Origin of the sequence: Streptomyces sp. NPDC051133 (genome assembly GCF_040682635.1) — a bacterium.
Classification (GTDB): domain Bacteria; phylum Actinomycetota; class Actinomycetes; order Streptomycetales; family Streptomycetaceae; genus Streptomyces.
In genome coordinates this window covers 1-22,603 of record NZ_JBFBBK010000015.1, presented here as the reverse complement: position 1 = coordinate 22,603, position 22,603 = coordinate 1, and the positions used below count along the sequence as shown (strand labels likewise).

The window sequence follows — 22,603 nt, the reverse complement described above, 5'->3', positions numbered from 1 at the left end:
ATCAGGTGGCACTCGCCTGGGGAGGACAACGTGTTCACGGGGATCGACGAGGTCGACTGGGCCTCGATGCGGCATGCGTACGGCAGCGCACAGGACGTACCGGGACGGCTGCGGGCACTGGCGTCCGCGGACCCCGCCGAGCGGGCGACCGCGCTCGACGGGATGTACGGCGCCGTGCACCACCAGGGCAGGGTGTACGACGCGACGCTGGCCTGCGTCCCCTTCCTGTTGTCGCTCGCGGCCCGCGAGCAGGTGCCGGACCGCGCCGGCATCGTGGAGCTGCTGATCAGCATCGGCGCGCAGGGCGCGGACGGGGACCCGCGTGCCAGGGCGGCGGTGAGCGCGGGCGGCGAGGTCTTCGTCGCCCTCGCCGGGGACCCGGACCCGGCGGTGCGGCGGGCGGCGGCCGGAGCCGTGGTGCGGTTCCTGGAGGAGCCGCCGAGAGTGCTGGACCTGCTGCGCCGGTGGTTGCGGGCCGAGCGGGACGATCACGTCCTGCTCGCCCTCACGCAGGCTCTCGGCCTGTTCGCCCGCCGGTGCCCCGGGCGCGCCCGGGCCGCGGTGGCGCTCCTGGCCGAGCACAGCGCGCCGCCGAACGCGCCCGGGCTGCGGCTCGCCGCGCTGGGGCAGCTCGCGCTCGGCTCGCCCGCCCGGACCCCCGCCGACCTGGTGCCGACGGCGGTCCGGCTGCTCCGGGAGCGCTCCGCGCACCGCGCGCGCGTCCCGGAGCCGTCCGGCGCGGACACCCTGGTGCGGCGGATACGCCGCCTGCGCCCCTCCGACGAGGAGGGCTCCCTGCTGCTGCGCACCCTGCACACCGCGCTCGGCGACCGCGTGCACGACCGGACCGCCCTGCTCACCGGGCAGTTGACCAGCCCCGACCCGGTGGACCGGTGCAACGCGGTGTGGATGTCGGCCGGCCTGTTCCGCGGCTGGCGCGGCGACTTCACCGGCCCGGTCGGACTGCTCGGTCTCCAACTGCACGCGCGGCAGGACTGGTTACGGGAGGCGGCGCTCTCGGTCCTGTCGGAGCTGTTCACCCTGGCCGCGCCCGCCGTCGACGACCTGCACGCCCTGGTGACCGCCCGGCCCGACCTGTGGACGCACCGCTGGGAGCGTGGCTCCCCCACCCTCGGCGGCCCGCTCAGGGCCCTGGCCAGGGCCGGTGACCCGCGCGCGGTTCCGGCCCTGGCCAGGCTCCTGGCCGGCCCGGCGGCGCCCGACGGCCTGGGGTTCGACATCGCGCACCTGGGCCCGGCCGCGGCCCCGCTCGCCCCCGCGTTGCGACACCGGCTCGGCCGGATCCCGCCGGACTCCCCCGAGGCCGCCCCGCTGCTGGCGGCACTGAGAGCCGTCGGGGACCGGGACGCCGTACCGGAGGTGCTGCGGCTGCTGTCCGGCGCCGCCGACGGCGTCGGAGCACGGGACGCGGTCGTGGACCAGGCGATCGACACGCTGGAGGTGTGGGGGGCGGCCCCGCACGCGGTGGGGCCGTTGCGCGCGCTGCTGCGGACCCGGCACGCGGCCGCCGCCGCGGGCGCCCTGTGGTCGGTGGACGGGGACGCCGCCTCCGTACTCCCCGTTCTGCTGCGGGAGTTGAGACACGGTGACCCGGCGGGCCGGCGCCTGGCGATCCGGCAGCTGGGCAGAGTGGGCCCGGCCGCCCTTCCCGCCCTGCCGGAACTGGGCGGGGCCGCCCGGTCGGGGCCGGCACGGGAGCGGGTTGCGGCCGCGTGCGCGCTGTGGCGCGTCGGCGCCGACCCGGAACCGGTCCTTCCCGTGTTCCGCGCCGCCTGGTCCGAGGACCCGCGCACCCGGGGTCCCATCGCCCGCTGTCTCACCACGATGGGCCCGGCCGCCGCTCCGCTGCGGGACCTGGTCGCGGCGGAGCGGGCCGCCGTCCGCCGGCACACGGCCCGCGCGGACGGGTACGGCAGCCGCGACATCCCGCAGGACGAAGCGCTGGTGACGGTGTGCGGTGAGCTGCTGGCGGGGGCGTAGGGAGCGCCGTTTCGCCACCCGGTTCGCCCGGGCGGGCCCTGCCGGCCGGGACCGGTGGGCCCGCGGTCGGCCACGGCCCGGGCCGCGTGTGCCGACGTGTTCCGGCCCGCTCCGCCCGCCCGGACAGGTCTCCGCCGAAGGTCACGTACTCGGGCGGAGGGGGGCCGGAACGTCACACGGGCGGGAGGGCCATGGCCTTGCCCGCCCGGCGACGACTCGCCCGGCCCATCCGGCACAGCGCGGGTCAGACCATCCGTCCCCACTGCGGTCCGAGCCGGGCCCACTCCGTGTCCCAGGCGGCCATCCGGCGACGCTCCAGCCGGCCGCGCAGGGCCAGCCCGCCGACGAGGGGGACGACCGCGGCGCTCACGCCGACCAGGGCCCCGATCAGGCCGCCCCGGAAGCGGGCCTCGGCGGCGGAGGTGGGACGACCGACGAGACGGCCCCGCGGGTCGGTCCATACGGTCACCGGAGTGCCCGCCTTGCTGCCGGGCTCCACCCGGACCCGCCCGGTGTGGGCCGAGCCGCCGGCCACCGTCCAGCGCACCTTCGTCCAGACCCGCTCGCCACCGGAGGCGTGACTCGCGGACGACCTGCCCGGTGCCCGCTGGACGACATGCGCCACGGCGGGGCGCCAGGTGGCGCGCTCCCGGGCCAGTCCGTCCTCCACCGTCCGGTCCGCCACCAGGCCGGCCGCCACTCCGACGAGGACGGTCAACAGCCAGGCGCCGAGCACCACCCAGGCCTCCACCACGTCGGCCCTGCGTCTGAGCGGATTGCGCCGCCAGCGCCACAGCCACACCTTCGGACCACGGAACGCCTTCAAAGGCATCCTCCTCACGAGCGCACCGACCGGCCGGACCGCCCTCCCATACGCGGGAGACCGCTCCGTTGCTCACGACGAGCCGTCTCCCCGACGGTCGCACGAGTCACCCGGTTCGCGCAGGCACATGCGGGAACGGAACCGGCCGGTCTTCGTCACACACCGACGACACAGCGGTGACCTGCGGGAAAGTCCGCTCCAGGGCGGATTGTCAGTGGTGGGGTGCAGACTGGCCGATATCTGACGACTACGTGGACAAAGGCGTCCCGGAGGTGATCGGCATGGCCGACGTACTGCTCGCGGTGGGCACCCGCAAAGGCCTGTTCATCGGGCGGCGGCGAGGCGGAGGCGACTGGGAGTTCGACGCGAGCCCGTACTTCAACGCGCAGGCGGTGTACTCGGTCGCGATCGACACCCGGAGCGACCGGCCGCGGCTGCTGGCGGGCGGCGACAGCGCGCACTGGGGGCCCTCGGTGTTCCACTCCGACGACCTGGGCCGGTCACGGACCGAGCCGGCCAGGCCCGCCGTCAAGTTCCCCAAGGACACCGGTGCTTCGCTGGAGCGGGTCTGGCAGCTGCACCCGGCCGCCGCCGAGCCGGACGTGGTGTACGCGGGCACGGAGCCGGCCGCGCTGTACCGCTCGGAGGACCGCGGCGAGAGCTTCGAGCTGGTCCGGCCGCTGTGGGAGCACCCCACCCGGTCACGGTGGGTGCCGGGCGGCGGCGGTGAGGGCCTGCACACCGTGCTCACCGACGCGCGCGACCCCAAGTCGGTGACCGTGGCGGTCTCGACGGCCGGGGTGTTCCGCACCACCGACGGCGGCGCGAGCTGGACGCCGTCCAACTCCGGTGTGTCCGCGGTGTTCCTGCCGGATCCGGACCCCGAGTTCGGCCAGTGCGTGCACAAGGTCGCCAGAGACGCCGATGATCCGGACCGGCTGTATCTGCAGAACCACTGGGGGGTGTACCGCAGCGACGACGGGGGCGCGCACTGGACCGACATCGGCGAGGGCCTGCCGTCGACGTTCGGCTTCGCGGTGGCCGCCCATCCGCACCGGGGCGGGACGGCATACGTCTTCCCGATCAACGCGGACGCGGACCGGGTGCCCGCCGAGCACCGCTGCCGGGTCTTCCGCACCGCGGACGCGGGCCGGACCTGGGAGTCGCTGGCCAAGGGGCTGCCGGACGAGGACCACTACGGCACGGTGCTGCGGGACGCGCTGTGCACCGACGACACCGACCCGGCGGGCGTGTACTTCGGCAACCGCAACGGCGAGGTGTTCGCCTCGGCCGACGACGGCGACAGCTGGCAACAGCTGGCCCGACACCTGCCGGACGTGCTGTGCGTGCGGGCGGCGGTGATCGGCTGAGCCGCCGGGGCCGCCGGGCGGGCGGGCCCTGCGGCCGTGCTCCGGCCGTCGGTTGATCGGCGACCGGCCTACGGCAGTAGGGTGACGCCCGTGGCACCACGACCCTTGCATGAAATCGTCGAACCGGGCTGGGCGCAGGCCCTGGAACCCGTCGCCGGACAGATCGCCGCCATGGGCGACTTCCTGCGCACCGAGATCGCCGCGGGACGCACCTACCTCCCGTCCGGCCCGCATGTCCTGCGGGCCTTCCAGCAGCCCTTCGACGAGGTCCGGGTCCTGATCGTCGGTCAGGACCCGTACCCGACTCCGGGGCACGCGGTGGGCCTGTCGTTCTCCGTCGCGCCCGAGGTGCGCCCGCTGCCGCCCAGCCTGATCAACATCTTCCGTGAGCTGAACAGCGACCTGGGGCTGCCCCAGCCGTCCAGCGGCGACCTCACACCGTGGACGCAGCAGGGCGTGCTGCTGCTCAACAGGGCGCTCACGACGGCGCCGCGCCGTCCGGGCGCCCACCGCGACAAGGGCTGGGAGGCGGTCACGGAGCAGGCGATCCGGGCCCTCGCGGCGCGCGGCAAGCCGCTGGTGTCCATCCTGTGGGGCCGGGACGCCCGCAACCTGCGTCCGCTGCTGGGCAAGCTGCCCGCGGTGGAGTCCCCGCATCCCTCACCGATGTCGGCCGACCGCGGGTTCTTCGGCTCTCGCCCGTTCAGCCGGGCCAACGACCTGTTGGTCCAGCAGGGCGGACAGCCGGTGGACTGGCGCCTGCCGTGACCGCTGCCGGGTATCTCGCCGTCGACTCCGGAGGCTCCGGTCTCCGGGTGGCCGTCGGCGGCCCGGACCGGGCGCCCTCGGCCCCGCGGGAGACCCGGGAACCGGTCCGCACCGGTGCCGGGGGCATCGACCCCGCCGACCTCATGCGGCAACTCGTCCCGCTGGCCCGCGCGTCGGCCGCCGAGGCCGGGGTGGGTGAGCTGGACACGGCGGTCGTCGGTGCCGCCGGGTTCGCCACGCTGGGCGACGCCCTGCGGGCCGAGCTGCCGGACGCCCTCGCCCGGGAGCTGGGCGTGCGCAGGGTGGCGCTCGCCGCCGACGCCGTCACCGCCTACGTCGGCGCCCTCGGGCCGCGACCGGGCGCGGTGCTCGCCGCGGGCACCGGGCTGATCGCGGTCGGCACCGACCTGCTCGGCTGGCGGCGGGCCGACGGCTGGGGCCATCTGCTGGGCGACTGCGGCAGCGGCGCCTGGATCGGGCGGGCCGGCCTGGAGGCGGCCCTGCGCGCGTACGACGGCCGGGACGGCGGCTCGGCGCCGCTGCTGGCCCGCGCCGAGGAGCGGTTCGGCCCGATGCGCGGGCTGCCCGGCATGCTCTACCCGCGCTCCGACCGGCCCGCCGTGCTGGCGTCCTTCGCACCCGAGGTGGCGGGATGCGCCGGGCACGACCCGGTCGCCCGGGCCATTCTGCGTGCGGCGGCCCGGCACATGGCCGAGTCCGCCGCCGCCGTGTGCCCGGCGGGCGGGGCTCCCGAAGTGGCGGTCACCGGGGGCCTGTTCAAGATGGGCGACCCGCTCCTCGTGCCACTGGAGGAGGAGTTGGCGCGCAGGCTGCCGCACGCCCGGCGGGTCCCGGCCGAGGGCGATCCGCTGCACGGCTCGGTCCGGATCGCGGCCGCCCTGGCTGCCGGGCGGCTCACCCTGCCGGGTGACGCGACGATGCTGCACGTGGTCACCACGGAGGGGGACTGAGGGGGCATGGTTCACCGCGAAGGTCCGGTAATGCCCCCACCCAAGGGGACTTGTCCCCATGTCGACTCATCGGCTCGGCACGTGCCGGGAGCATGTGTCAGACGTACGTAACTCATCAGACAAAAACGGACGGATACCGCTCACCTGCACCCTCCCCGAACAGAGCAGGCCGGTAAGCCGATAACATGCGGCGCCATGAGCTCCCCCACTGGACCCGCGTCCGGCCTGCCCGTACGAATGCCGCGACCCCGCCAGCCCGGACGGCACCGCCGCCCGGAACCGCTGGTGGCTCCCGAGGGCGCGCCCGCGCTCGTCCTCGCGGTGCCCGGTGTGCCCAGCGCTGCCACGCGCGGCCTCGCCGAGGAGGTCGTGAGCATCGCCCGCTCCGAGCTGCCCGGCCTGGACGCCCGGATCGGGTACCTGGACGGGGACGACTCCGAGTTTCCCGCGCTGCGGTCCGTGCTGGCGCGCGCCGCCGAGGAGCGCACCGCCCGTTACGAGCAGGCCGTGGCCGCCGGAGTCGAGGGGATCAAGGAGCCCGACGGGCCGGTCGCCGTCGTCGTTCCGCTGCTGGCCGGTCCGGACAGTGCCCTGCTGCGGCAGGTCCGCCAGTCGGTGATGGACAGCCGGGTGGCCGCCGACCTGACCGATGCGCTCGGTCCGCACCCGCTGCTCGCCGAGGCCCTGCACGTGCGGCTGTCCGAGGCGGGCCTGGCCCGCGCCGACCGCGCCCGCCTGTTCACCGTGGCCACCGCGGCGGACGGCATCATCCTGGCCTCCGTCGGCGGCGAGGAGGCCGTGCAGGCGGCCGGGATCACCGGCATGCTGCTCGCCGCGCGTCTCGCCGTGCCGGTGATGGCGGCGGCCCTGGACCAGGAGGGTTCCATCTCCTCCGTGGCCGAGCAGCTGCGCTCCTCCGGCTCGCAGCAGCTGGCCCTGGCGCCGTACCTGGTCGGCCCCGAGATCGACCCGGCACTGCTGGCCGCGGCCGCCGAAGAGGTGGGCTGCTCCACCGCAGAGGCGCTCGGCGCCTACCCGGCGATCGGCAAGCTCGCCCTCGCCAAGTACACGACGGCGCTGGGCATCTCCCCGCAGCAGCCGCAGGGCGCACCCGTCCGCTGACACCCCGGTATCCGTACGACACAGGGCCCGCTCCACACCCCCGGAGCGGGCCCTTCGCCTTCCCCGGCCGGACATGTTCAGCCGCACCGGACGCGTTCAGCCGAAGACGATGTGTTCAGCCGAAGACGACGCAGGAGGCCGCGGGGACCTGGACGAAACCGTCGTAGCAGGGCATTCCCGTCGCCTCGTCCACGGTGAACCAGGTCACATCGCCGGAGCGTTCGTTGGCGGCGTAGAGGTGACCGTCGTGGTGGGCGAGCGCGCGCGGCCAGTGGCCGCCACAGGGCACGGTGCCGACGAGCCGGAGGCCGTCCGCCTCGACGGCGAAGGCCGACAGGACGTCCTCGCCGCGGGTCGCGGTCCACACGAAGCGGCCGTCGGGCGAGACGACGATTCCGGACGGGTAGGCGTCACCGGCCGGGGCGCCCTTCAGCACCGGCACCTCGGCCAGCGGCTTCAGGGAGCCGCCCTCGGCGTCCCAGCGGCACACCGTCACGGTCGGAGTGAGTTCGTTGACGACGTAGGCGTGCACGCCGTCCGGGTGGAAGGCCAGGTGGCGGGGGCCGGAGCCGGGGCGCAGGGCGATCTCGCGGTGCAGGAGGGGCGCGCCGTCCGCGAGGGTGCACACGCGGACCGAGTCCGTGCCGAGGTCCACGCTGACCGCCCAGCGGCCGCCCGGGTCGGGCTGCACCTGATGGGCGTGCGGGCCGCGCTGGCGCCGGTCGTGCGGACCGGAACCGGTGTGCTGGAGCCGTCCGGAGTGGGTGCCGGCGAAGCTGCCGTCCGGATGGACCGGTACGGCGGTGACGCTGCCGCAGCCGTAGTTGGCGGTCAGCACGTGCCCCGCGTGCAGGCTGAGGTGGGTGGGGCCGCTGCCGTCCACCGGGACGGGCGGCCCGGTGAGTTCCGGACGGTCGCCGTCGACGCGGTAGGCGGCGACGGCGCCCTCGGCGGTCTCGCTGACCGCGTAGAGGGTGCCGCGGTCCTCGGAGAGGGCCAGGTAGGACGGGTCGGGTACGTCGTTCGCGGCGGCGCGGAGGGTGAGGGCGCCGCCGAGGGGGGCGACGTCGGCGGTCACCAGTCCGGGCCCGCCCGCCGCCGTGAACGAGCCGATGAACGCCCGTGGCCTGCCCGGCCTGCCGTCCACTGCCACCGCTGTCCCCTCTCGGTCGAGCCAGTCCGGGGCCGACGGTAGCAGCCGGACCCCTGCGGTCTAGACCAAGTGGGTGACATGGGGGGCGTTTCGCCGGGGGTTTGCGCCGGGTGGCGTACCAGAGGGCCGTCCAGGGGGCCGTCCAGGGCCCCGTCCGCCCCCGTCAGCCCCTCAGGCGCCCACCAGCCTCGAGCCCGACGGCGTGCGCAGGGGTTCCGCCAGGTCGGCGAGGGCGCGTTCCAGGCCGTGGAGGTGGGCCAGGGCGGGCTCGGCCGGCTGCTCGGCGGGGGTGCGGACGGGGTCGTGGCCGCCGGCGGTCAGGGCCTCGACGGCGGCCTCCACCCGCCAGCAGGCGGCGGCCAGGCGGGCGTCGTGGGAGGCCTCCGGGTCCGCGGCGACCGCGACCAGGCCCCGGACCTCCCGGGCGCAGTCGTCGAGCAGCGCGAGCACCCGGCGGGCGCGCCGTTTGCGGGCCGGCATCGGGTTGAGCGGGTGCACCAGCGGGGCCACGGAGAGCCGGACCCGCCCGAGCAGCTGCTCCAGCTCGGCCACGCGGGGCGCCGGGTCTGCAGTGGCGGAGCCCGCGAGCCGGGCCGCGGCCTCGGCCGTGCAGGCGTGCACGCAGCGCAGGGCGCGCTGGATCCAGGCGTCCGTCACGGCGTGGGTGGTGACCGGCAGCACGAACAGCACGGCGAGCGCGGCGCCGAGCGCGCCCACCCCGGTCTCGGCGAGGCGGAGCGCGAGCAGGGCGGGGTGCAGGACGCCGAGGAGACCGTAGAGGAGTTCCGCGAGGACGGTCACCCAGAGCATCATCCAGGTGTAGGAGACGGCGGCCGTGTAGAAGATGCCGAACACGGCGACGGCGAGGAGGACGGCCGTCGGGACGGGCGCGCCGTGCACGGGGACGGCGACCAGGAAGCCCAGGCCGATGCCGATCAGCGTGCCGAGGACCCGGCGGAAGCCGCGTACCAGCGTCTCGCCGCGCGAGCTGGTGTTGACGAAGACCCACCAGGTGGCACCGACGGCCCAGTACCACCGCTGTCCGGACACCAGTTGGCCCGCGACGAGCGCGAAGCCGGCCCCCGCGGTCGCCTGGACGGCCTGCCGTGTGGTGACCCGGGCGAGCCCGGACCCGGCGGGCGGGGCGGGGACGGCCGGCGCGGGCAGCCGGCGCTCGTAGCACCACACGCCGAAGCGCACGGCGGCCGCGCTCAGCACGGACAGCAGGACGGCGACGTACAGCTCGGGCAGCCGGTCCGGGGTGGCGTGCAGGAACTGGGCCACGAAGAAGGTCATGAACGCGAAGACCCCGAGGCTGTGGCCGCGCGGCCCCCAGCGGCGCGCGTACACACCGGCGCCGACGACGGCGAGGAAGGCGAGGTCCCGTGCCACCGGGAAGTCGTGCAGTTCGGCCGCGGCGGCCAGCACCGGCACCCCCACCGCGGGCAGCAGCGCCGTGGTGACCGCCTGCCCGCGCACGGTCGCGTCGGTGACGGTGAACAGGGCGAGCAGCGCGGCGAGGCCGCCGGTGACCGCACCGACGAGGGAGTGTCCGGCGACGAAGCAGACGACGACCGCCAGCGCGATGCCGAGGACGGCCCGGGCGGCGAAACGCATCCGCGTCCGCCCCGGGTCCGGAGCCACGAACATCCTCTTCAGCACTGCTGCCCTCCCCGGAATCACCGGTGGAACCACCGGCACACAAAAGGCGCCGCGGGATCCGCAGCGCCATCGACACCTCCATGAGAGCACCCTGGGCGTCAGTGGCTCAAGTGTCACCTGGATCGCTGCGCCAATGGCCCAGAACAAGCGCCATGCACACGGCCATCGGCATGCCATCGGACCAGGTCGGGCGGCTCACCGGCACCTTCGACCCCTGAGCCATTGGTACAGTCGTAGGTCATGGCCGTGGACGCACTCGACACCCGCATCCTGCGGCTGCTCCTGGAGCAGCCGCGTACCAGCGTGCGCGAGTACGCCCGCGTCCTCGGCGTCGCCCGTGGCACGCTCCAGGCCCGGCTGGACCGCATGGAGCGGGACGGTGTGATCACCGGGACGGGCCCGTCCCTGTCCCCCGCCGCGCTGGGCCATCCGGTGCTGGCGTTCGTGCACATCGAGGTGACCCAGGGACATCTGGACGACGTCGGGGACGCGCTGGCCGCCGTACCGGAGATCGTGGAGGCCTTCTCGATCACCGGCGGCGGAGATCTGCTCGCCCGGGTGGTGGGCCGGGACAACGCCCATCTCGAGGACGTGATCCAGAAGCTGATCAGCCTGCCGGGCGTGGTGCGCACCCGCACCGAGGTGGCGCTGCGGGAACGCGTGCCCCACCGGCTGCTGCCGCTGGTGGAGGCGGTCGGCCGGGCCGCCCGCGACTGATCCGCCACGCCCCCGCCCGTCAGCACCCGAGACGCGGTTCACCGGGCTGGAGGCGATGACCGGCGGGCTCGACCGACCGGGTGGCGCCGTACGTGCCTCCGGGCGCCGACGCGGTGGGGGCTCGGAGCCGCCCGCCTGCCCGGGGCGGGCCGCAGCCGCCGCTCGCTCCCGACGCGCGCGACATGCTCCTTCCGTGCGTTGTGCCTGGTAGCTGCCTAGCGTGGCCCCATGACCATGTCTCAGGCCCGATCGGCCACCGGAGACCGGCGGCGGTGGACGGCGCTCGGTGTCTGTCTGACGGCGGGCTTCATGACGCTGCTCGACAGCTCGATCGTGAACGTGGCGCTGCCCTCGATGGAGCGCGGGCTGGGAGCCGACGCGGCCGACGTGTCGTGGGTGGTCTCGGGGTACGCCCTGACCTTCGGGCTCGTCCTGGTCCCCGCGGGCCGGCTCGGAGACCTGCGCGGCCGGCGCGAGGCCTTCCTGCTCGGGCTCGCCCTGTTCACGGCGACCTCGGTGGCGTGCGGGCTGGCGCCCAGTGCCGGCTGGCTGGTGCTGTTCCGGCTGCTCCAGGGCGCGGCGTCGGGCATCGTGGCGCCGCAGACGACCGGCCTCATCCAGCAGATGTTCCAGGGGGCCGAGCGGGCCAAGGCGTTCGGCATGCTGGGCGGCGTCGCCGGGCTCTCCACGGCGTTCGGCCCGCCGGCGGGCGGTCTGCTGATCCAGTTGGCCGGCGCCGACGACGGCTGGCGCTGGGTGTTCTACGTCAACCTGCCGATCGGTCTGGCCGCGTTCGTCGCGGCGCTGCGGCTGCTGCCCCGAGCCCCGGTGCGGACCGGCAAGCGCGAGACTCTCGACCTGCCGGGCGTCGCGCTCCTGGGCGCGGGAGTGCTGGCGCTGATGCTGCCCCTGGTGCAGGAGCAGCAGTGGACCGGCCGGGAGAAGTGGGCGCTGCTGCCGGTGGCCGTGGTGCTGCTGGCGGTGTTCTGGGCGTGGGAGCGGCGGCAGGGCCGGCACGGTCAGGCGCCCCTGCTCGACCTGGGGCTGTTCTCGCAGCGGTCCTTCACGCTGGGCGTGCTGCTGAACCTCGTGTACTTCGCGGGCTTCACCACGGTGTTCTTCGTGTACACGCTGTTCCTGCAGAACGGCGTCGGCTACCACGCGCTCGCGGCGGGTCTGTCCTCGCTGCCCTTCGCCATCGGTTCGGCCGTCGGCGCCACCGCCGGGGGCCGGCTGGTCGTCCGGCACGGCCGCAGGCTGGTGATCGCCGGCCTGGGCGGGGTGGCACTGGGCCTGCTCGGGGTGATCGCGGCGGTGCAGCTGGTGCCGGGGCGGGGTGTGGGGTGGGCGGCCGCGCTGCCCCTGCTCGTCGCGGGGTTCGGCTCGGGTGTGACCGTCTCCCCCAACACCACCCTCACCCTGTCCGGCGTCCCCGTACGGCGGGCCGGGGCCGCCGGCGGGGTGCTGGTGACGGCCCAGCGCATCGGCTCGGCGGCCGGGATCGCCGCGGTGGGCGCGGTCTACTTCGCCCACCTGGCCAACCACGGCAGCCCGGCCAGGGCCCTGCAGCTCGGACTGCTCACGGTCGTGGGGATCATCGTCGTCGCCTTGGGCCTGGCCGTGGCGGCCCTGCGGGGACGCGGCAGGGACCCGGAGCCGGAAGTGACACGGGCGGCGGGCGGCCACTCGCGCCCCGAGGAGCCGGATCCGACCCACTGAAGCAGGCGCCCCCGGCGTCGTCCCGCCGCCCCCGGGCCGAGGCCGACGCCCCTGCCGTCCCTGTCGTCGTTACCGTCCCTGCCGTCCTTGGCGGCCCTGCCGTCCCTACGACCGGCGGCGCGGCTTGCCGCGCTTGGCGGCTCCCGTGCGGCCTCGCGGCGTGCGTGCCGCCGATTTGCCCTGGGTCGGCTTCTGGCGGGTGCCGGACTGCTCGGGGCGCTTGCGCTTCTGTTCCGCCGGGGCCGGGGCCGCCGTACGGCCCCGGGTGCTGTTGACCGTGCGGCCCCGGACGATGCCGATGAAGTCCTCCACCAGGTCGGTGGTGGCATCCTCCGGCCAGGACAGGGCGATGCTCGACTGCGGGGCGTCCACCACCGGGCGGTAGGTGAGGTCCTTGCGGTGGTGGAGACGGGCGAGGGACTGGGGGACGATCAGCAGGCCGACGTTCGCCGCCACCAGCTCGATGGCGTCCGTGGTCGTCGCGGGGCGCTCGAAGGCCGGCTCGCCGGGCGGCCTGTCCCAGTCGAAGACGTCGTCGAGGGGGTGGAACAACACCTCGTCGGCCAGGTCGGCCACGGTCACCTCCTCCACCGCCGTGATCAGGTGGTCCTTGGGAACGACGACCACCGAGGTCTCGGTGTAGAGGGGGATCGCGCTGAAGAACGTACGATCCACGGGCAGCCGTACGAGACCCGCGTCCGCCTCCCCCGCGCGCAGCACGTCCGGCGCTTCGCCGGCGGGTACCTGGACGAGGGTCAGCGGGATGTCGGGCAGCCGCTCGTTCCAGATCCGCACCCATTTGGCGGGCGTCACCCCGGGGACGTACGCGAGCCGGAACGACGGTGATTCCTCCGAGCCTGTCACCAGGCCAGGTTACCGGCCGTGGTCGGTGCTCCCCCACACGGCCGATACCCTTGACCTCATGAGTTCGCAGCAGAGCACCCAGACGATGAAGCCCGCGACCGCGGCGAAGAAGCTGGGTGTGTACCTCCCCGCCACCCCCGCCTCGTTCCAGGAGGGCGTGATCTCCCGCGCCGAGCTGAACGAGCTGCAGGCGAATCCGCCGGAGTGGCTGAGCGAGCTGCGTCGCACCGGCCCCCACCCGCGTCCGGTGGTCGCCGCGAAGCTGGGTGTGTCCATCGCGGGCCTCGCGCGCGGCGGTGTCACCGAGCCGCTGACCAGCGAGCAGATCGAGGCGCTCAAGGAGGAGCGGCCCGAGTGGCTGGAGAAGGAGCGCGCCACCCAGGCCGAGGTCCGCAAGGAGACCGCGCGGATCAAGAACCTCAAGAAGGAGAAGGAGCAGAAGGGCGCCTGAGGGCGCCGGCTCCCCCCGTTCGGCTACGAGGTCGCCCTCGCTGCCGGAAGGTGGTGTGCCGCAGCGCGTCGGGGCGGCGCACCGGCACGGAACACGTGGAACGCCCCCGGTCAGGGGCAGGCGATCACCTGTGCCGCGTAGCTGAGGCCCGCACCGAAGCCCATCAGCAGAATCGGGTCCCCGGGGCGAACCTGGCCGAGGTCGATGAGCCGCGACAGGGCCAACGGCACGGACGCCGCCGAAGTGTTGCCGGTCTCCACGATGTCCCGGGCCACGGCGGCGTTCGTGGCGCCGAGGCTCGTCGCCAGGCGCTCGATCATCCGTAGGTTCGCCTGGTGCGTCACGAAGCCCTTGAGGTCCGCCGGAGCGACCCCGGCCCGCGCACAGGCCGCCGCCGCCACCGCGGACAATTCCGAGGTCACCCAGCGGTAGACGGCCTGGCCTTGCATGGTCACCCTGCCGTACCGGTCGGGGATGGCGACCAGCCCGGCCTTGTCGCCGTCGCCGCCCCACTCCACCGGGTGGATCCCCGGCCGCTCCGCGGCGACGACGACCGCCGCACCGGCTCCGTCGGCGAAGACGGTGGCCGTGTCCACGTCTTTCTGGTCCACCCAATCGGTCATCCGCTCGGCCCCGATGACCAGGGCGCGGCGGCTGGTGCGGGAGCGGATGAGGCCGTCGGCGACGCCGAGGGCGTAACAGAAGCCCGCGCAGGCCGCGTTGACATCGAAGGCCGCGATGTGCGGGACACCGAGGAGCGCCGCGACGGACGCCGCGCCGCTCGGCATGGGCGACGGCATCGAGCAGGTGGCCAGGACCAGCAGATCGACGTCGGCGGCGGCGAGACCGGCCGTCGAGAGCGCTTTGGCCGCCGCGCCGGCCGCCATCCCCACGACGGTCTCCTCCACTCCGGCGAACCGCCGCTCGCGCACGCCCACCCGCCGCTCGATCCACTCGGCCGTGACACCGAGACCCCTGCCCAGCTCCTCGTTGCCGACGACCCGTTCCGGGCGGACGCCGGCCACGGCCGCGATCCGGGAACCGGCCATCGCGTCGATACCGGCCAGAGCGGATGAATTGGACGACATGCGGTCACCTCGAGCTGTCTGCGGCGGCGAATGATCCGTCGGGCACCGAAATATTCGGCCCTACGGGGACCTTGAATGCGGGCGGCATTTTGTACGGAGTCGTCAATTCCACTTGACGAAAATATTCCCTTACCCGCACCGACTCCGTACACGACCGTGAACCAGAGACGAATGACGGTTGAAAGAAAGTCAGGATTGCGGTGCGGATTGCCTTCCACCACGCCGGCGTCGAATTCCACCGGAGGGCCGAAAGACACACCCGTACCCTCCGCGGCCAACGCCGCGAGTCCGGACCGGACCGGCTGATAGGGTGAACTCGCCTTGACAGCAACGGCAGTTGACAGCTCAATCAGCCCGAGTGACGCAAGTCATAACGGTGATCGGCCAGCTCTGACGCTGTCTTACTTACTGTCGGGGCGAAGGGGGAATGGCGATTGTGTGCAATAGCTCGATCCGATTCCTCCCGCGGTGACGATTTGCTCGACGAGTTGGAGAAGCATGTACGGGGACAAGCTTCCGGGCGGCGGAGACGTCGATGGGCGAATACGGGTCGGCGGCGGCCGCCTGGCTTCGGTGGACCGATCCGCCCTGCGGGTTCTGACGCCAAGGGAACTCGAAGTGTTCAGCGTGCTGCCGGACGGTGAGGGGAACCGCGAGCTCGCCCGCCGGCTCGGCATCGCGGAGCGGACGGTCAAGGCCCATCTGACCAGCATCACGAGGAAGCTGGGGCTGCGGTCCCGGGTGGAGGCCGCCCTCCTGTCGGCGGAGTGGTCGGACGACCTCCGGCCCGGTCCGACGGACCTCGACAGGGCGTAGTGACACCCTCGTGACCGAGTCCCTTCCGATGGGGGCGGCGGGCGGACCGCCCGGAGCCCGTCCCACCGACACGGACGATCCGCTCGACACGGGCGACCCCCTCGACGCGGTCGAGCTGTGGACGCTGTGGATTCCCGACCACGCCGCGGCGGCGGCCGCGCGCGCCGGGGTCCTCGACGCCGAAGAGACCGAGCGTGCCGCCGGGTTCCAGGATCCGGCGGCGCGCACCCGCTTCGTCACGTCCCACGTGGGGCTGCGCGTGCTGCTCGGCGCCCGTCTCGGCGCCCCACCCCAGGACGTCACTGTCGTCCGCGAGCGGTGCGGGATGCCCGGCTGCGAGAAGCAGCACGGCCGTCCCGCCGTCGCCGGGCACCCCTCGGTGCACTTCTCGCTCTCGCACGCCGGGGACGTCGCGCTCTACGCGCTGGCGGCCTCGCCGGTCGGGGCCGACATCGAGTCCCTGGAACTGGCCCGCGACGGTCTCGAACGGATGGCCCGGCGCCTGCACCCCGCCGAGCGGCGCGCCCTCGACGCCCTGCCCGCGACGCTGCGCCAGGAAGCACTGCTCGGCTGCTGGGTGCGCAAGGAAGCGTTCCTCAAAGGGATCGGTACCGGCTTGCCCGGCGGAGTCGGCGCCCACCACGTCGGCCTCGCCACGGCACTGGCCCCACCCTGGGCGCCACCCGTGCCCGACGGCTGGGCCCTCCTCGACGTGCCCGCGCCCGACGGCTATCAGGCGGCCGTCGCCCTGCGCCTGCGGGCCTCGGGACGGGGACGGCTCCCCGCCCTGCGCACCACCCGGCTGCTGCTGGGGTGACCGGAACGACCGGGAGGAGGCGACACGCGGGTCACGCCCGGACGGCCGGCCGACGTGGGAGACCTGGCCGAGGTGGGAGACCTGGCCGAGGTGCCCGGCCGGGACGGCCGGGGGGAACGGCATGCCTGGGCGGGGCGCCGTCGAGCCGGTCACCCTACTGCTCCGCCGCCGACTCGACCACCTTGTTCAGCCGGTGCATCCGGGTCGCCAGGCTCATCCGGCCCTCGAGGCGGAACGGCGGCGGCTGCCGCCCGTCCACGTCGGCGAACCCGTACTCGACCGCCAGGTCGCCGGTGCTGAGCACCGTGCCCGTGCGGCCCATCACCTCGGGGTCCGCGAGCAGGGCCGCGATCGCCCGCCCCACGTACTCCGGGGAGTGCACCACCGACGCGGGACCGTCGCCCATCGCCTCCCAGGCCGCCTCCACCCGCTCCGTACGGACGAAACCGGGGTGCAGGGAGAGCGCCGCGACGCCCTTCTTGCGCAGGTCGGAGGCGAAGCCCCGGCACATGCGGTCGGAGGCCGACTTGAAGACGTCGTAGCCGACCTGGCCGAGGTAGATGTCGCCGTCGGAGAAGCTGATGCCGACGACCAGGCCGCTCCGCTGCGGCAGCATCAGCGGGACGAGCCTGCGGGTGACGTCGTACTGTGCGCGCAGCGACGTCTCGAACAGCTCGTAGCGCCACATCGGCTGGTCCCAGAAGGGCGCGTCGAAACGGACCTCGGCGGAGCGTTCGTAGCCTCCCCAGGCGTTGTTGACGAGCAGGTCCAGCTTGCCGTGGTCGGCCTGGACGCGGGCGGCCAGCGCCTCGTTGTCCGCGGCCGCTCCGTGGTCCAGGCGCACGGCGATGCCCTTGCCGCCGCGCTCGGTGACCTCTTCGGCGGTGTCCTCCACCGTGCCGGGCAGGCCCTCGGTGCGCGCGCCGTCCCGAGTGCTGCGGCCCGTGACGTACACGGTGGCGCCCGCGGCGCCGAGCGCAAGCGCGACGCCGCGGCCCACACCACGGCTGGCGCCGGTGACCACGGCCACCTTGCCGCCCAGGTCCGGCGATTTCCAGTCCTCGTTCACAGCATGTCCTTCCGTTCGTCCGGCCGCTCGGGCCGTTCACTGCGGCCGTGCGGGCCAGCCGTTCCGTCTAGCCGAGGTGCGCCGCCGCGTACTCCAAGCTCGTCAGATACGCCGTCGTGTCGTCGATGTGCGGAATGCCGTAACGCTCGCGCAGCTCGGGCATGGAGGTGGGCAGCACGCCGCCGCTGCACCGGGTGACCTCGCTGACGTCACGCAGGACGGACAGGTAGGAGCGGGTCCGCGCGGCGGTGTTCTCGATCGCGTCCGGGGCGAGTTCGTCGGCGTTCACCACCGGTGGCGGATTCAGCGCACGCCCCCGCCCCGCGGCGTGTTTGACCAGCACCCGCAGGCAGGCCTCGACATCCATGGCCTCCGGACCGTACGTCACCCAGAACTCGCCCTCGTCGTCCCCCAGTTCGATGGCACGAAGGACCGCCTTGGACAGCAGGTCCTGCGGGACGAAGTCCATCCGGATACCCGGGTGCGCCGGGACGAAGGGGGCCCTGCCGCGACCCAGCCAGTCCGACATCAATTGCACGATCTGGCCCTGGGAGGTCCAGCCCGTGGTGGAGTCACCGATGAGGTTGGTGGGACGGAAGACGGTGTGCCGTACCCCGCTGTCGCGCAGGACGTGCTCCGCCTCCCACTTGGAACTGATGTAGTTGCGGCAGACGTTGTCCGCGCCGAGCGGCACGGGCGCGGTGTCCGCGAGCGCGGCGACGAACGCCGTGCTCATGAAGTGGACGGTGGCATCCGCCCGTTCGGCGAACTCCGCGATCCGCCGGGTGCCCTCGATGTTGATCGGACGGTAGTCCTCGGCGGGCAGACCCCACTCGGTCAGGCCCGCGGAGTGGATGACGACGTCGACCTCGGCGGCGAGGGCGGCGTAGCTGTCCTGGTCGAGACCGAGGCGTTCCGCGGTCATGTCCAGGCGCACCGACCGCGCGGCCCCGGCCTCGGGCACCGGTGTGCTGTGGGTGGCGACGACGAACCGCGGGCCGTCCGGCTCCCGCAGGAGGGATCGTCCGACGACGCCGGACGCCCCGGTGAGGAGGACGGTGGGACGAGCGCCCGCGCCGCTCCCACCGCTCACGGTGCGGCTCATGCGCGGGAGTCCTTCCAGTCCATCAGCCGTGCCACCGCACGGGCGCCGGCGAACAGGACCGGGTCGGGCGGGAAGGAGGCGGGCGGCTTGCGCCGTTCGTCGTCCACGAAGAGCAGCCGGGAGTAGTCCGTGTCCTTGCCTAGCGTGAGGTCGCGCAGGACCTTGCCACCGGTGTGGGTGGCCGCGATGCCGTTGCCGCAATAGCCGTACCCGTACAGGATGTTGCCGCCGCCGAGTCGGCCGAAGTGCGGGGCGAAGTCACGGACGACGTCGGCGGTCCCGCCGTACGCGTAGCTGAACTCCACGTCGCTCCACATCGGGAAGAACCGCAGGAACTCCCGGTGGATCTCCCGGTAGACCTCGGGCCGGTTCATGTTCCGCTGCCGCTTGTCCCTGCCGTAGTAGTACGGGGCCGGCCCGCCGGCGAACATGATGCGGTTGTCGTGCGTGAAACGGGCACAGGTCAGCAGTGACTTGGCCTCGACCAGGCCCTCCCGCCCCTCCCAGTTCACGCGCCCCAGCTGCGCGTCGGTGAGCGGCTCGCTCACCATCGCGTACGTCCAGATCGGGATGACCTTCCTGCGGAACGGCGGGAAGGCGTCCATGTGGACGTTGGTGGCCAGGACGACCTTGTCGGCCTTGACCTGCCCGCCCGTGGTCACGACAGTCGGCCGCACCCCCGGTTCCACGCGCAGGCAGGGCGACTCGTCGTAGATCGTCACGCCCTTCTCGCGCACCACGCGGGCGATGCCGCGGGAGAGTTTGAAGGGGTTCACGAGGGCGCCGCCGGTGCGCATGCTGCCGAGTACCGCGGGCGAGCCGATGACGGCCCGGGACTCCTCGCGCGGGAGGATCTCCACCCGCGCGGCGCCCATCCGCTCGGCGAGATCGCGATCCTGCTCCAGCCGCTTGAGCTGGGCGGCGTCGGTGGCCACCATCAGGTAGTCGTTCGCCTCGTACTCCGCGTCGACGCGGTTCCTGCGGGCGAACCTGCCGATCTCCAGGATCGACCGGCCGACCGCCTGAGACGCCGCCAGCGCGCGCTGGAGCCCGAACTCCTGCACCAGAGCCTGGATGTCCTTGCCGATGGTGGGCGTGACGAATCCGTCGGCGCGGCCCGAGGCACCGTATCCGGAGTGGTTCGCCTCGACGATACGGATATCGAGTGCGGGCTCGGCCTCTTTGAGGAAGTAGGCTGTCCAGAGTCCCGTGAAACCGCCGCCGACGATACAGACGTCGCAGTCGACGCGTTCCCGGAGAGGGGCCCCGACGGCGACCTTCTCGGTGTCGTGCCAATAGACGACGTGCTTGTACGCGTTCAAATGAGTGCTCCTCAAGAGGATCCGCCGGTGAAGCTGCCGGTCACACGGCTTCGAGGACGATCCTCGACAGGCCCAGATGACGGTTCCTGAAGTGGCCGACCGTGGAACTCAGATAGCGCTCGTAGTTGGCGACGTTCTCCTCGCCGGCCACCTTCACGGCCTGATCACGGTTGGCCAGCAACCGGTCGTACCACTCCTGGCAGGTGCGGCTGTAGTGATCGGGATCGTTTCGCAGATGGACGACGTCGAAGGACTTCTCGCTCGATTCGAGAACCTCGGAGAGGGCCGGAATCTCGGACTCCGGGAAGATGATGTCGATGATGAAAAGCAGGTCCCGCACGGTCTGCTTGTCCATCCGGACGTTGTTTCCCTTGATGTTCGTCTGGAGCGCGATCCTGCCGCCCTTGGGCAGCCACGCACGGCAGCGATCGAAGAACTCGCGGTACGCGGCGACCCGCTCGGCACGTGACAGGCCGGTGCGCGCGAAATGCTCGAAGGCGCCGATGGAGATGATCGCGTCGTACGGCTCGGCGGGCTCGTGGTCGAGCCAGTTCTCCACCCGCACCTCGGTGCGCTCGAGCGCCAGCTCACGCAGGTGTTCCGCCTGGCTGTCGCTGAGCGTGAGGCCGACGGCCTGCTGCACGCCGTGCGTGCGGACCAGCCGCCGGAGCAGGCTTCCCCAGCCGCAGCCGACGTCGAGGACGCGGCGCGCGCCGGCTGCCCGCGCGCCCTCGATGAGGTAGTCGAGCTTGCGCTTCTGGGCGCTCTCGAGCGTGTCGCCCTCGTCCCACAGCGCACACGTGTACGTGAGGTCCGTGTCCAGCCACAGCGCGAAGAAGTCGTTGGAGACGTCGTAATGATGCTTGATGGACTCCGCGGTGGCGCCCTGGTAGCCGATGGCCGTCACGCGGCGGCGCTGCCCTGCTCGGTCTCCGCGGCGAGCTTCACCAGGTCCCCCACCGTCTTCACGCTCGCGGCCCTGCTCTCGTCGAACTCGATCTCCAGGTCGTCCTCGATGCTGTAGACGATGTCGGCGATCTGCAGGCTCGACAGGCCCACGGAGTCGAAAGCGGTGTCCTCGTTCAGGGTGTATGAATTCGCCTTGCTGCCGAGCTTCTTGGCAATACGGACACATACTTCTTCAGCAGTGATCACGGGGCAGCCTTTCCGATGCACGGTAATGGGATGACGCGAGGTTCTGTGAGCCCGCTATGCGCCAGGAAATCGAGGGTGTGATTCCGGAGCAATGGCGTCCGGGGCGCGGACTGAAGCCGCACGGTGTACCTCGTCCGCGCACTCGTCCTTCACCTTGCGGCGGACGGCTCCGGCACGGGAGTTGCCACGGTACCCAGGTGACAGTCGGCCGACTATTGCCCTTAAGGGCAATGATCGTTCTTGGTCCGGTTGTTGCTGGCGAAAATGAGTCCGAGGTGTTTTGCTTACCCCAGTCCGTCCGTCCGGTGGCTGTCACGCCGCACACCCAGGCATAGGAGGTTACTGCGGGTGCGACCACCCCATCGTGACCTCCCCGCCCCGTACCGCTCTGAGGAGATGTGAAATGGCTGAGGTAGATCTTTCGGCCGGCACGGTGGAGTATCAGGACACCGGAGGTGAGGGTCCGGTCGTGGTCCTGCTGCACGGGGTCGCGATGGACGGCACCCTGTGGCGGAACGTGGTGGCGCCTCTGCGTTCCGAATTCCGGTGCGTGGTCCCCACGTTGCCGCTGGGTGGTCACCGCCGGCCGATGAAGCCGGACGCGGACCTGTCGATCGCGGGTGTCGCCCGGCTGGTCGCGGAGTTCCTCGACCGGCTCGACCTGCGCGACGTCACGCTGGTGATGAACGACTGGGGCGGTGCGCAGGCCCTGGTCTCCGAAGGCAGGGACGAGCGGATCGGACGCCTCGTCATCACCTCGTGCGAGGCGTTCGACAACTTCCCGCCGGGCGTGCCCGGAAGCAACCTGTTCACCTCGGCGAAACTACCGGGCGGCATCAACTTCGCCTTCAGGTCGCTGAAGTGGAAGCCGATGCGGCGACTGCCCATGACCTGGGGCTGGATGAGCAAGCGGCCGGTTCCGCACGAGGTGATGAACGCCTGGTTCGAAGGTCTCTGGAGTTCCAAGGAGATCCGGCGCGACCTGCGCAAGTACGTGCTCGGGGTGCCGCCGAAAAGTGAACTGCTCGGATGGGCGGAGAAGTTGCGCGACTTCGACCGGCCCGCGCTCGTGGTCTGGGCCGCCGAGGACAAGGTCATGCCGCCCGAGCACGGGCGCAGGCTCGCCGAGCTGCTGCCTCAGGGACAGCTCGTCGAGATCGAAGACAGCTACACCCTCATTCCCGAGGACCAGCCGGACCGGCTCAGCGCGCACATCCGGTCCTTCCTGCTGACCGGTAAGGCCACCTCCTCGTAAGAGGCTCCTCGGAGGAGCGCGTCCCGGCAGGAGGACGGCCTCCCTCCAGGGCGGACGACGGAACTCTGTGGCCGCATCCCGTGCGCGGGAGCGGCGGCGGTGCGCGGGGGCGCAGGGAAACGACGTGGAGGACGGTATGACTGAGCCGATGGACGGGCGGACCCCGCGACCGGGGGCGGCCGAGGAGGTGCGGGCCGAGGGGGCCGGGTCGGCCGAGGGCTGGGCGAGGCACCTGGCCGGGATGCCGGCCGACCGCCGGTCGGCGGCCCTGCTCGACCTGGTCCGCGAGGAGACCGCGGGCCTCGCGGGCACGGACCCGCTCGACATCGACCCGGAGATGGCCTACCGCGACTAC

The 22,603-nt window shown here is 73.0% G+C and carries 22 protein-coding genes; 12 read left to right on the top strand and 10 right to left on the bottom strand.

The window, feature by feature from the left end; all coding sequences use genetic code 11:
• Positions 1 to 30: 30 nt before the first annotated feature.
• Positions 31 to 2,001, top strand: a complete 1,971-nt coding sequence (locus tag AB0N17_RS17275) for a HEAT repeat domain-containing protein (protein WP_366012147.1) — start codon at positions 31 to 33, stop codon at positions 1,999 to 2,001.
• Positions 2,002 to 2,245: 244 nt separating this feature from the next.
• Here AB0N17_RS17275 and AB0N17_RS17270 read toward each other — a convergent pair whose 3' ends face one another.
• Positions 2,246 to 2,833, bottom strand: coding sequence for a hypothetical protein (locus AB0N17_RS17270; RefSeq protein ID WP_366012146.1), 588 nt, complete (start codon positions 2,831 to 2,833; stop codon positions 2,246 to 2,248).
• Positions 2,834 to 3,105: 272 nt separating this feature from the next.
• Between AB0N17_RS17270 and AB0N17_RS17265 the strand changes: the two genes are divergently transcribed.
• The 4 genes from AB0N17_RS17265 to AB0N17_RS17250 all read left to right on the top strand — a co-directional run bounded on the left by AB0N17_RS17265 (position 3,106) and on the right by AB0N17_RS17250 (position 7,055).
• Entirely contained in the window at positions 3,106 to 4,194 is a 1,089-nt protein-coding gene (locus tag AB0N17_RS17265) for an exo-alpha-sialidase (RefSeq protein ID WP_366012145.1), read from the top strand.
• 90 nt (positions 4,195 to 4,284) lie between these two features.
• A complete protein-coding gene (locus AB0N17_RS17260) occupies positions 4,285 to 4,962 on the top strand; it encodes a uracil-DNA glycosylase (protein WP_366012144.1) in 678 nt (225 codons plus the stop codon).
• The gene (locus tag AB0N17_RS17255) at positions 4,959 to 5,933 is read left to right on the top strand and encodes a BadF/BadG/BcrA/BcrD ATPase family protein (protein WP_366012143.1); all 975 of its coding nucleotides are present in this window, start codon (positions 4,959 to 4,961) and stop codon (positions 5,931 to 5,933) included. Before AB0N17_RS17260 ends, AB0N17_RS17255 begins: the two co-directional genes overlap by 4 nt.
• A gap of 195 nt (positions 5,934 to 6,128) precedes the next feature.
• Positions 6,129 to 7,055, top strand: coding sequence for a hypothetical protein (locus tag AB0N17_RS17250; protein ID WP_366012142.1), 927 nt, complete (start codon positions 6,129 to 6,131; stop codon positions 7,053 to 7,055).
• Between the two features lie 115 nt (positions 7,056 to 7,170).
• Here the strand turns inward: AB0N17_RS17250 and AB0N17_RS17245 are convergent, their stop codons facing one another.
• Together AB0N17_RS17245 and AB0N17_RS17240 are read right to left on the bottom strand one after the other, a co-directional pair.
• On the bottom strand, positions 7,171 to 8,208 hold the full coding sequence (locus tag AB0N17_RS17245; protein ID WP_366012141.1) for a lactonase family protein: 1,038 nt from the start codon (positions 8,206 to 8,208) through the stop codon (positions 7,171 to 7,173).
• Between the two features lie 171 nt (positions 8,209 to 8,379).
• Complete coding sequence (locus tag AB0N17_RS17240; RefSeq protein WP_366012140.1) at positions 8,380 to 9,870, bottom strand: FUSC family protein; 1,491 nt, start codon at positions 9,868 to 9,870, stop codon at positions 8,380 to 8,382.
• Positions 9,871 to 10,110: 240 nt separating this feature from the next.
• Here AB0N17_RS17240 and AB0N17_RS17235 point away from each other — a divergent pair, with 240 nt between their 5' ends.
• Both AB0N17_RS17235 and AB0N17_RS17230 read left to right on the top strand, forming a co-directional pair.
• Positions 10,111 to 10,587 carry an Lrp/AsnC family transcriptional regulator gene (locus AB0N17_RS17235; RefSeq protein WP_366012139.1) on the top strand — a complete coding sequence of 159 codons (477 nt, stop codon included), beginning with the start codon at positions 10,111 to 10,113 and terminating at the stop codon, positions 10,585 to 10,587.
• 228 nt (positions 10,588 to 10,815) lie between these two features.
• A complete protein-coding gene (locus tag AB0N17_RS17230; RefSeq protein ID WP_366012138.1) occupies positions 10,816 to 12,306 on the top strand; it encodes an MFS transporter in 1,491 nt (496 codons plus the stop codon).
• Between the two features lie 105 nt (positions 12,307 to 12,411).
• Here AB0N17_RS17230 and AB0N17_RS17225 read toward each other — a convergent pair whose 3' ends face one another.
• Positions 12,412 to 13,170 carry a LysR family substrate-binding domain-containing protein gene (locus AB0N17_RS17225; protein WP_366012137.1) on the bottom strand — a complete coding sequence of 253 codons (759 nt, stop codon included), beginning with the start codon at positions 13,168 to 13,170 and terminating at the stop codon, positions 12,412 to 12,414.
• Between the two features lie 58 nt (positions 13,171 to 13,228).
• Between AB0N17_RS17225 and AB0N17_RS17220 the strand changes: the two genes are divergently transcribed.
• Positions 13,229 to 13,621, top strand: a complete 393-nt coding sequence (locus AB0N17_RS17220; RefSeq protein ID WP_366012136.1) for a DUF5997 family protein — start codon at positions 13,229 to 13,231, stop codon at positions 13,619 to 13,621.
• 110 nt (positions 13,622 to 13,731) lie between these two features.
• On the opposite strand, the gene AB0N17_RS17215 is transcribed toward AB0N17_RS17220, so the two are convergent.
• Positions 13,732 to 14,670 carry a beta-ketoacyl-ACP synthase 3 gene (locus tag AB0N17_RS17215; RefSeq protein ID WP_366012285.1) on the bottom strand — a complete coding sequence of 313 codons (939 nt, stop codon included), beginning with the start codon at positions 14,668 to 14,670 and terminating at the stop codon, positions 13,732 to 13,734.
• Positions 14,671 to 15,207: 537 nt separating this feature from the next.
• Between AB0N17_RS17215 and AB0N17_RS17210 the strand changes: the two genes are divergently transcribed.
• A complete protein-coding gene (locus AB0N17_RS17210; protein ID WP_366012135.1) occupies positions 15,208 to 15,525 on the top strand; it encodes a helix-turn-helix transcriptional regulator in 318 nt (105 codons plus the stop codon).
• Positions 15,526 to 15,535: 10 nt separating this feature from the next.
• On the top strand, positions 15,536 to 16,342 hold the full coding sequence (locus AB0N17_RS17205; protein ID WP_366012134.1) for a 4'-phosphopantetheinyl transferase superfamily protein: 807 nt from the start codon (positions 15,536 to 15,538) through the stop codon (positions 16,340 to 16,342).
• A gap of 154 nt (positions 16,343 to 16,496) precedes the next feature.
• Here the strand turns inward: AB0N17_RS17205 and AB0N17_RS17200 are convergent, their stop codons facing one another.
• The 5 genes from AB0N17_RS17200 to AB0N17_RS17180 all read right to left on the bottom strand — a co-directional run bounded on the left by AB0N17_RS17200 (position 16,497) and on the right by AB0N17_RS17180 (position 20,993).
• On the bottom strand, positions 16,497 to 17,411 hold the full coding sequence (locus tag AB0N17_RS17200) for an SDR family NAD(P)-dependent oxidoreductase (RefSeq protein ID WP_366012133.1): 915 nt from the start codon (positions 17,409 to 17,411) through the stop codon (positions 16,497 to 16,499).
• A gap of 67 nt (positions 17,412 to 17,478) precedes the next feature.
• Positions 17,479 to 18,516 carry an SDR family oxidoreductase gene (locus tag AB0N17_RS17195; RefSeq protein ID WP_366012132.1) on the bottom strand — a complete coding sequence of 346 codons (1,038 nt, stop codon included), beginning with the start codon at positions 18,514 to 18,516 and terminating at the stop codon, positions 17,479 to 17,481.
• Positions 18,513 to 19,838 carry an FAD-dependent oxidoreductase gene (locus AB0N17_RS17190; protein ID WP_366012131.1) on the bottom strand — a complete coding sequence of 442 codons (1,326 nt, stop codon included), beginning with the start codon at positions 19,836 to 19,838 and terminating at the stop codon, positions 18,513 to 18,515. The genes AB0N17_RS17195 and AB0N17_RS17190 overlap by 4 nt, the downstream gene beginning before the upstream one ends.
• Positions 19,839 to 19,878: 40 nt before the next feature.
• Entirely contained in the window at positions 19,879 to 20,745 is an 867-nt protein-coding gene (locus AB0N17_RS17185; RefSeq protein ID WP_366012130.1) for a cyclopropane-fatty-acyl-phospholipid synthase family protein, read from the bottom strand.
• Positions 20,742 to 20,993 (bottom strand): acyl carrier protein, encoded by a 252-nt coding sequence (locus AB0N17_RS17180; protein ID WP_366012129.1) that lies wholly within the window; start codon positions 20,991 to 20,993, stop codon positions 20,742 to 20,744. The genes AB0N17_RS17185 and AB0N17_RS17180 overlap by 4 nt, the downstream gene beginning before the upstream one ends.
• Positions 20,994 to 21,396: 403 nt before the next feature.
• On the opposite strand from AB0N17_RS17180, the gene AB0N17_RS17175 reads away from it, so the two are divergent.
• Both AB0N17_RS17175 and AB0N17_RS17170 read left to right on the top strand, forming a co-directional pair.
• On the top strand, positions 21,397 to 22,248 hold the full coding sequence (locus tag AB0N17_RS17175; RefSeq protein WP_366012128.1) for an alpha/beta hydrolase: 852 nt from the start codon (positions 21,397 to 21,399) through the stop codon (positions 22,246 to 22,248).
• Positions 22,249 to 22,384: 136 nt separating this feature from the next.
• Positions 22,385 to 22,603 (top strand): hypothetical protein (locus AB0N17_RS17170; RefSeq protein ID WP_366012127.1); only part of this gene is annotated, 219 nt, incomplete at its 3' end.

Excerpts from the sequence above, each read along its gene's own strand:
- AB0N17_RS17195 (WP_366012132.1), bottom strand. The coding sequence starts at position 18,516 with ATGAGCCGCACCGTGAGCGGTGGGAGCGGCGCGGGCGCTCGTCCCACC.
- AB0N17_RS17175 (WP_366012128.1), top strand. The coding sequence starts at position 21,397 with ATGGCTGAGGTAGATCTTTCGGCCGGCACGGTGGAGTATCAGGACACC.
- AB0N17_RS17235 (WP_366012139.1), top strand. The coding sequence starts at position 10,111 with ATGGCCGTGGACGCACTCGACACCCGCATCCTGCGGCTGCTCCTGGAG.
- AB0N17_RS17265 (WP_366012145.1), top strand. The coding sequence starts at position 3,106 with ATGGCCGACGTACTGCTCGCGGTGGGCACCCGCAAAGGCCTGTTCATC.
- AB0N17_RS17270 (WP_366012146.1), bottom strand. The coding sequence starts at position 2,833 with ATGCCTTTGAAGGCGTTCCGTGGTCCGAAGGTGTGGCTGTGGCGCTGG.
- AB0N17_RS17215 (WP_366012285.1), bottom strand. The coding sequence starts at position 14,670 with ATGGCCGGTTCCCGGATCGCGGCCGTGGCCGGCGTCCGCCCGGAACGG.
- AB0N17_RS17210 (WP_366012135.1), top strand. The coding sequence starts at position 15,208 with ATGTACGGGGACAAGCTTCCGGGCGGCGGAGACGTCGATGGGCGAATA.
- AB0N17_RS17230 (WP_366012138.1), top strand. The coding sequence starts at position 10,816 with ATGACCATGTCTCAGGCCCGATCGGCCACCGGAGACCGGCGGCGGTGG.
- AB0N17_RS17250 (WP_366012142.1), top strand. The coding sequence starts at position 6,129 with ATGAGCTCCCCCACTGGACCCGCGTCCGGCCTGCCCGTACGAATGCCG.
- AB0N17_RS17220 (WP_366012136.1), top strand. The coding sequence starts at position 13,229 with ATGAGTTCGCAGCAGAGCACCCAGACGATGAAGCCCGCGACCGCGGCG.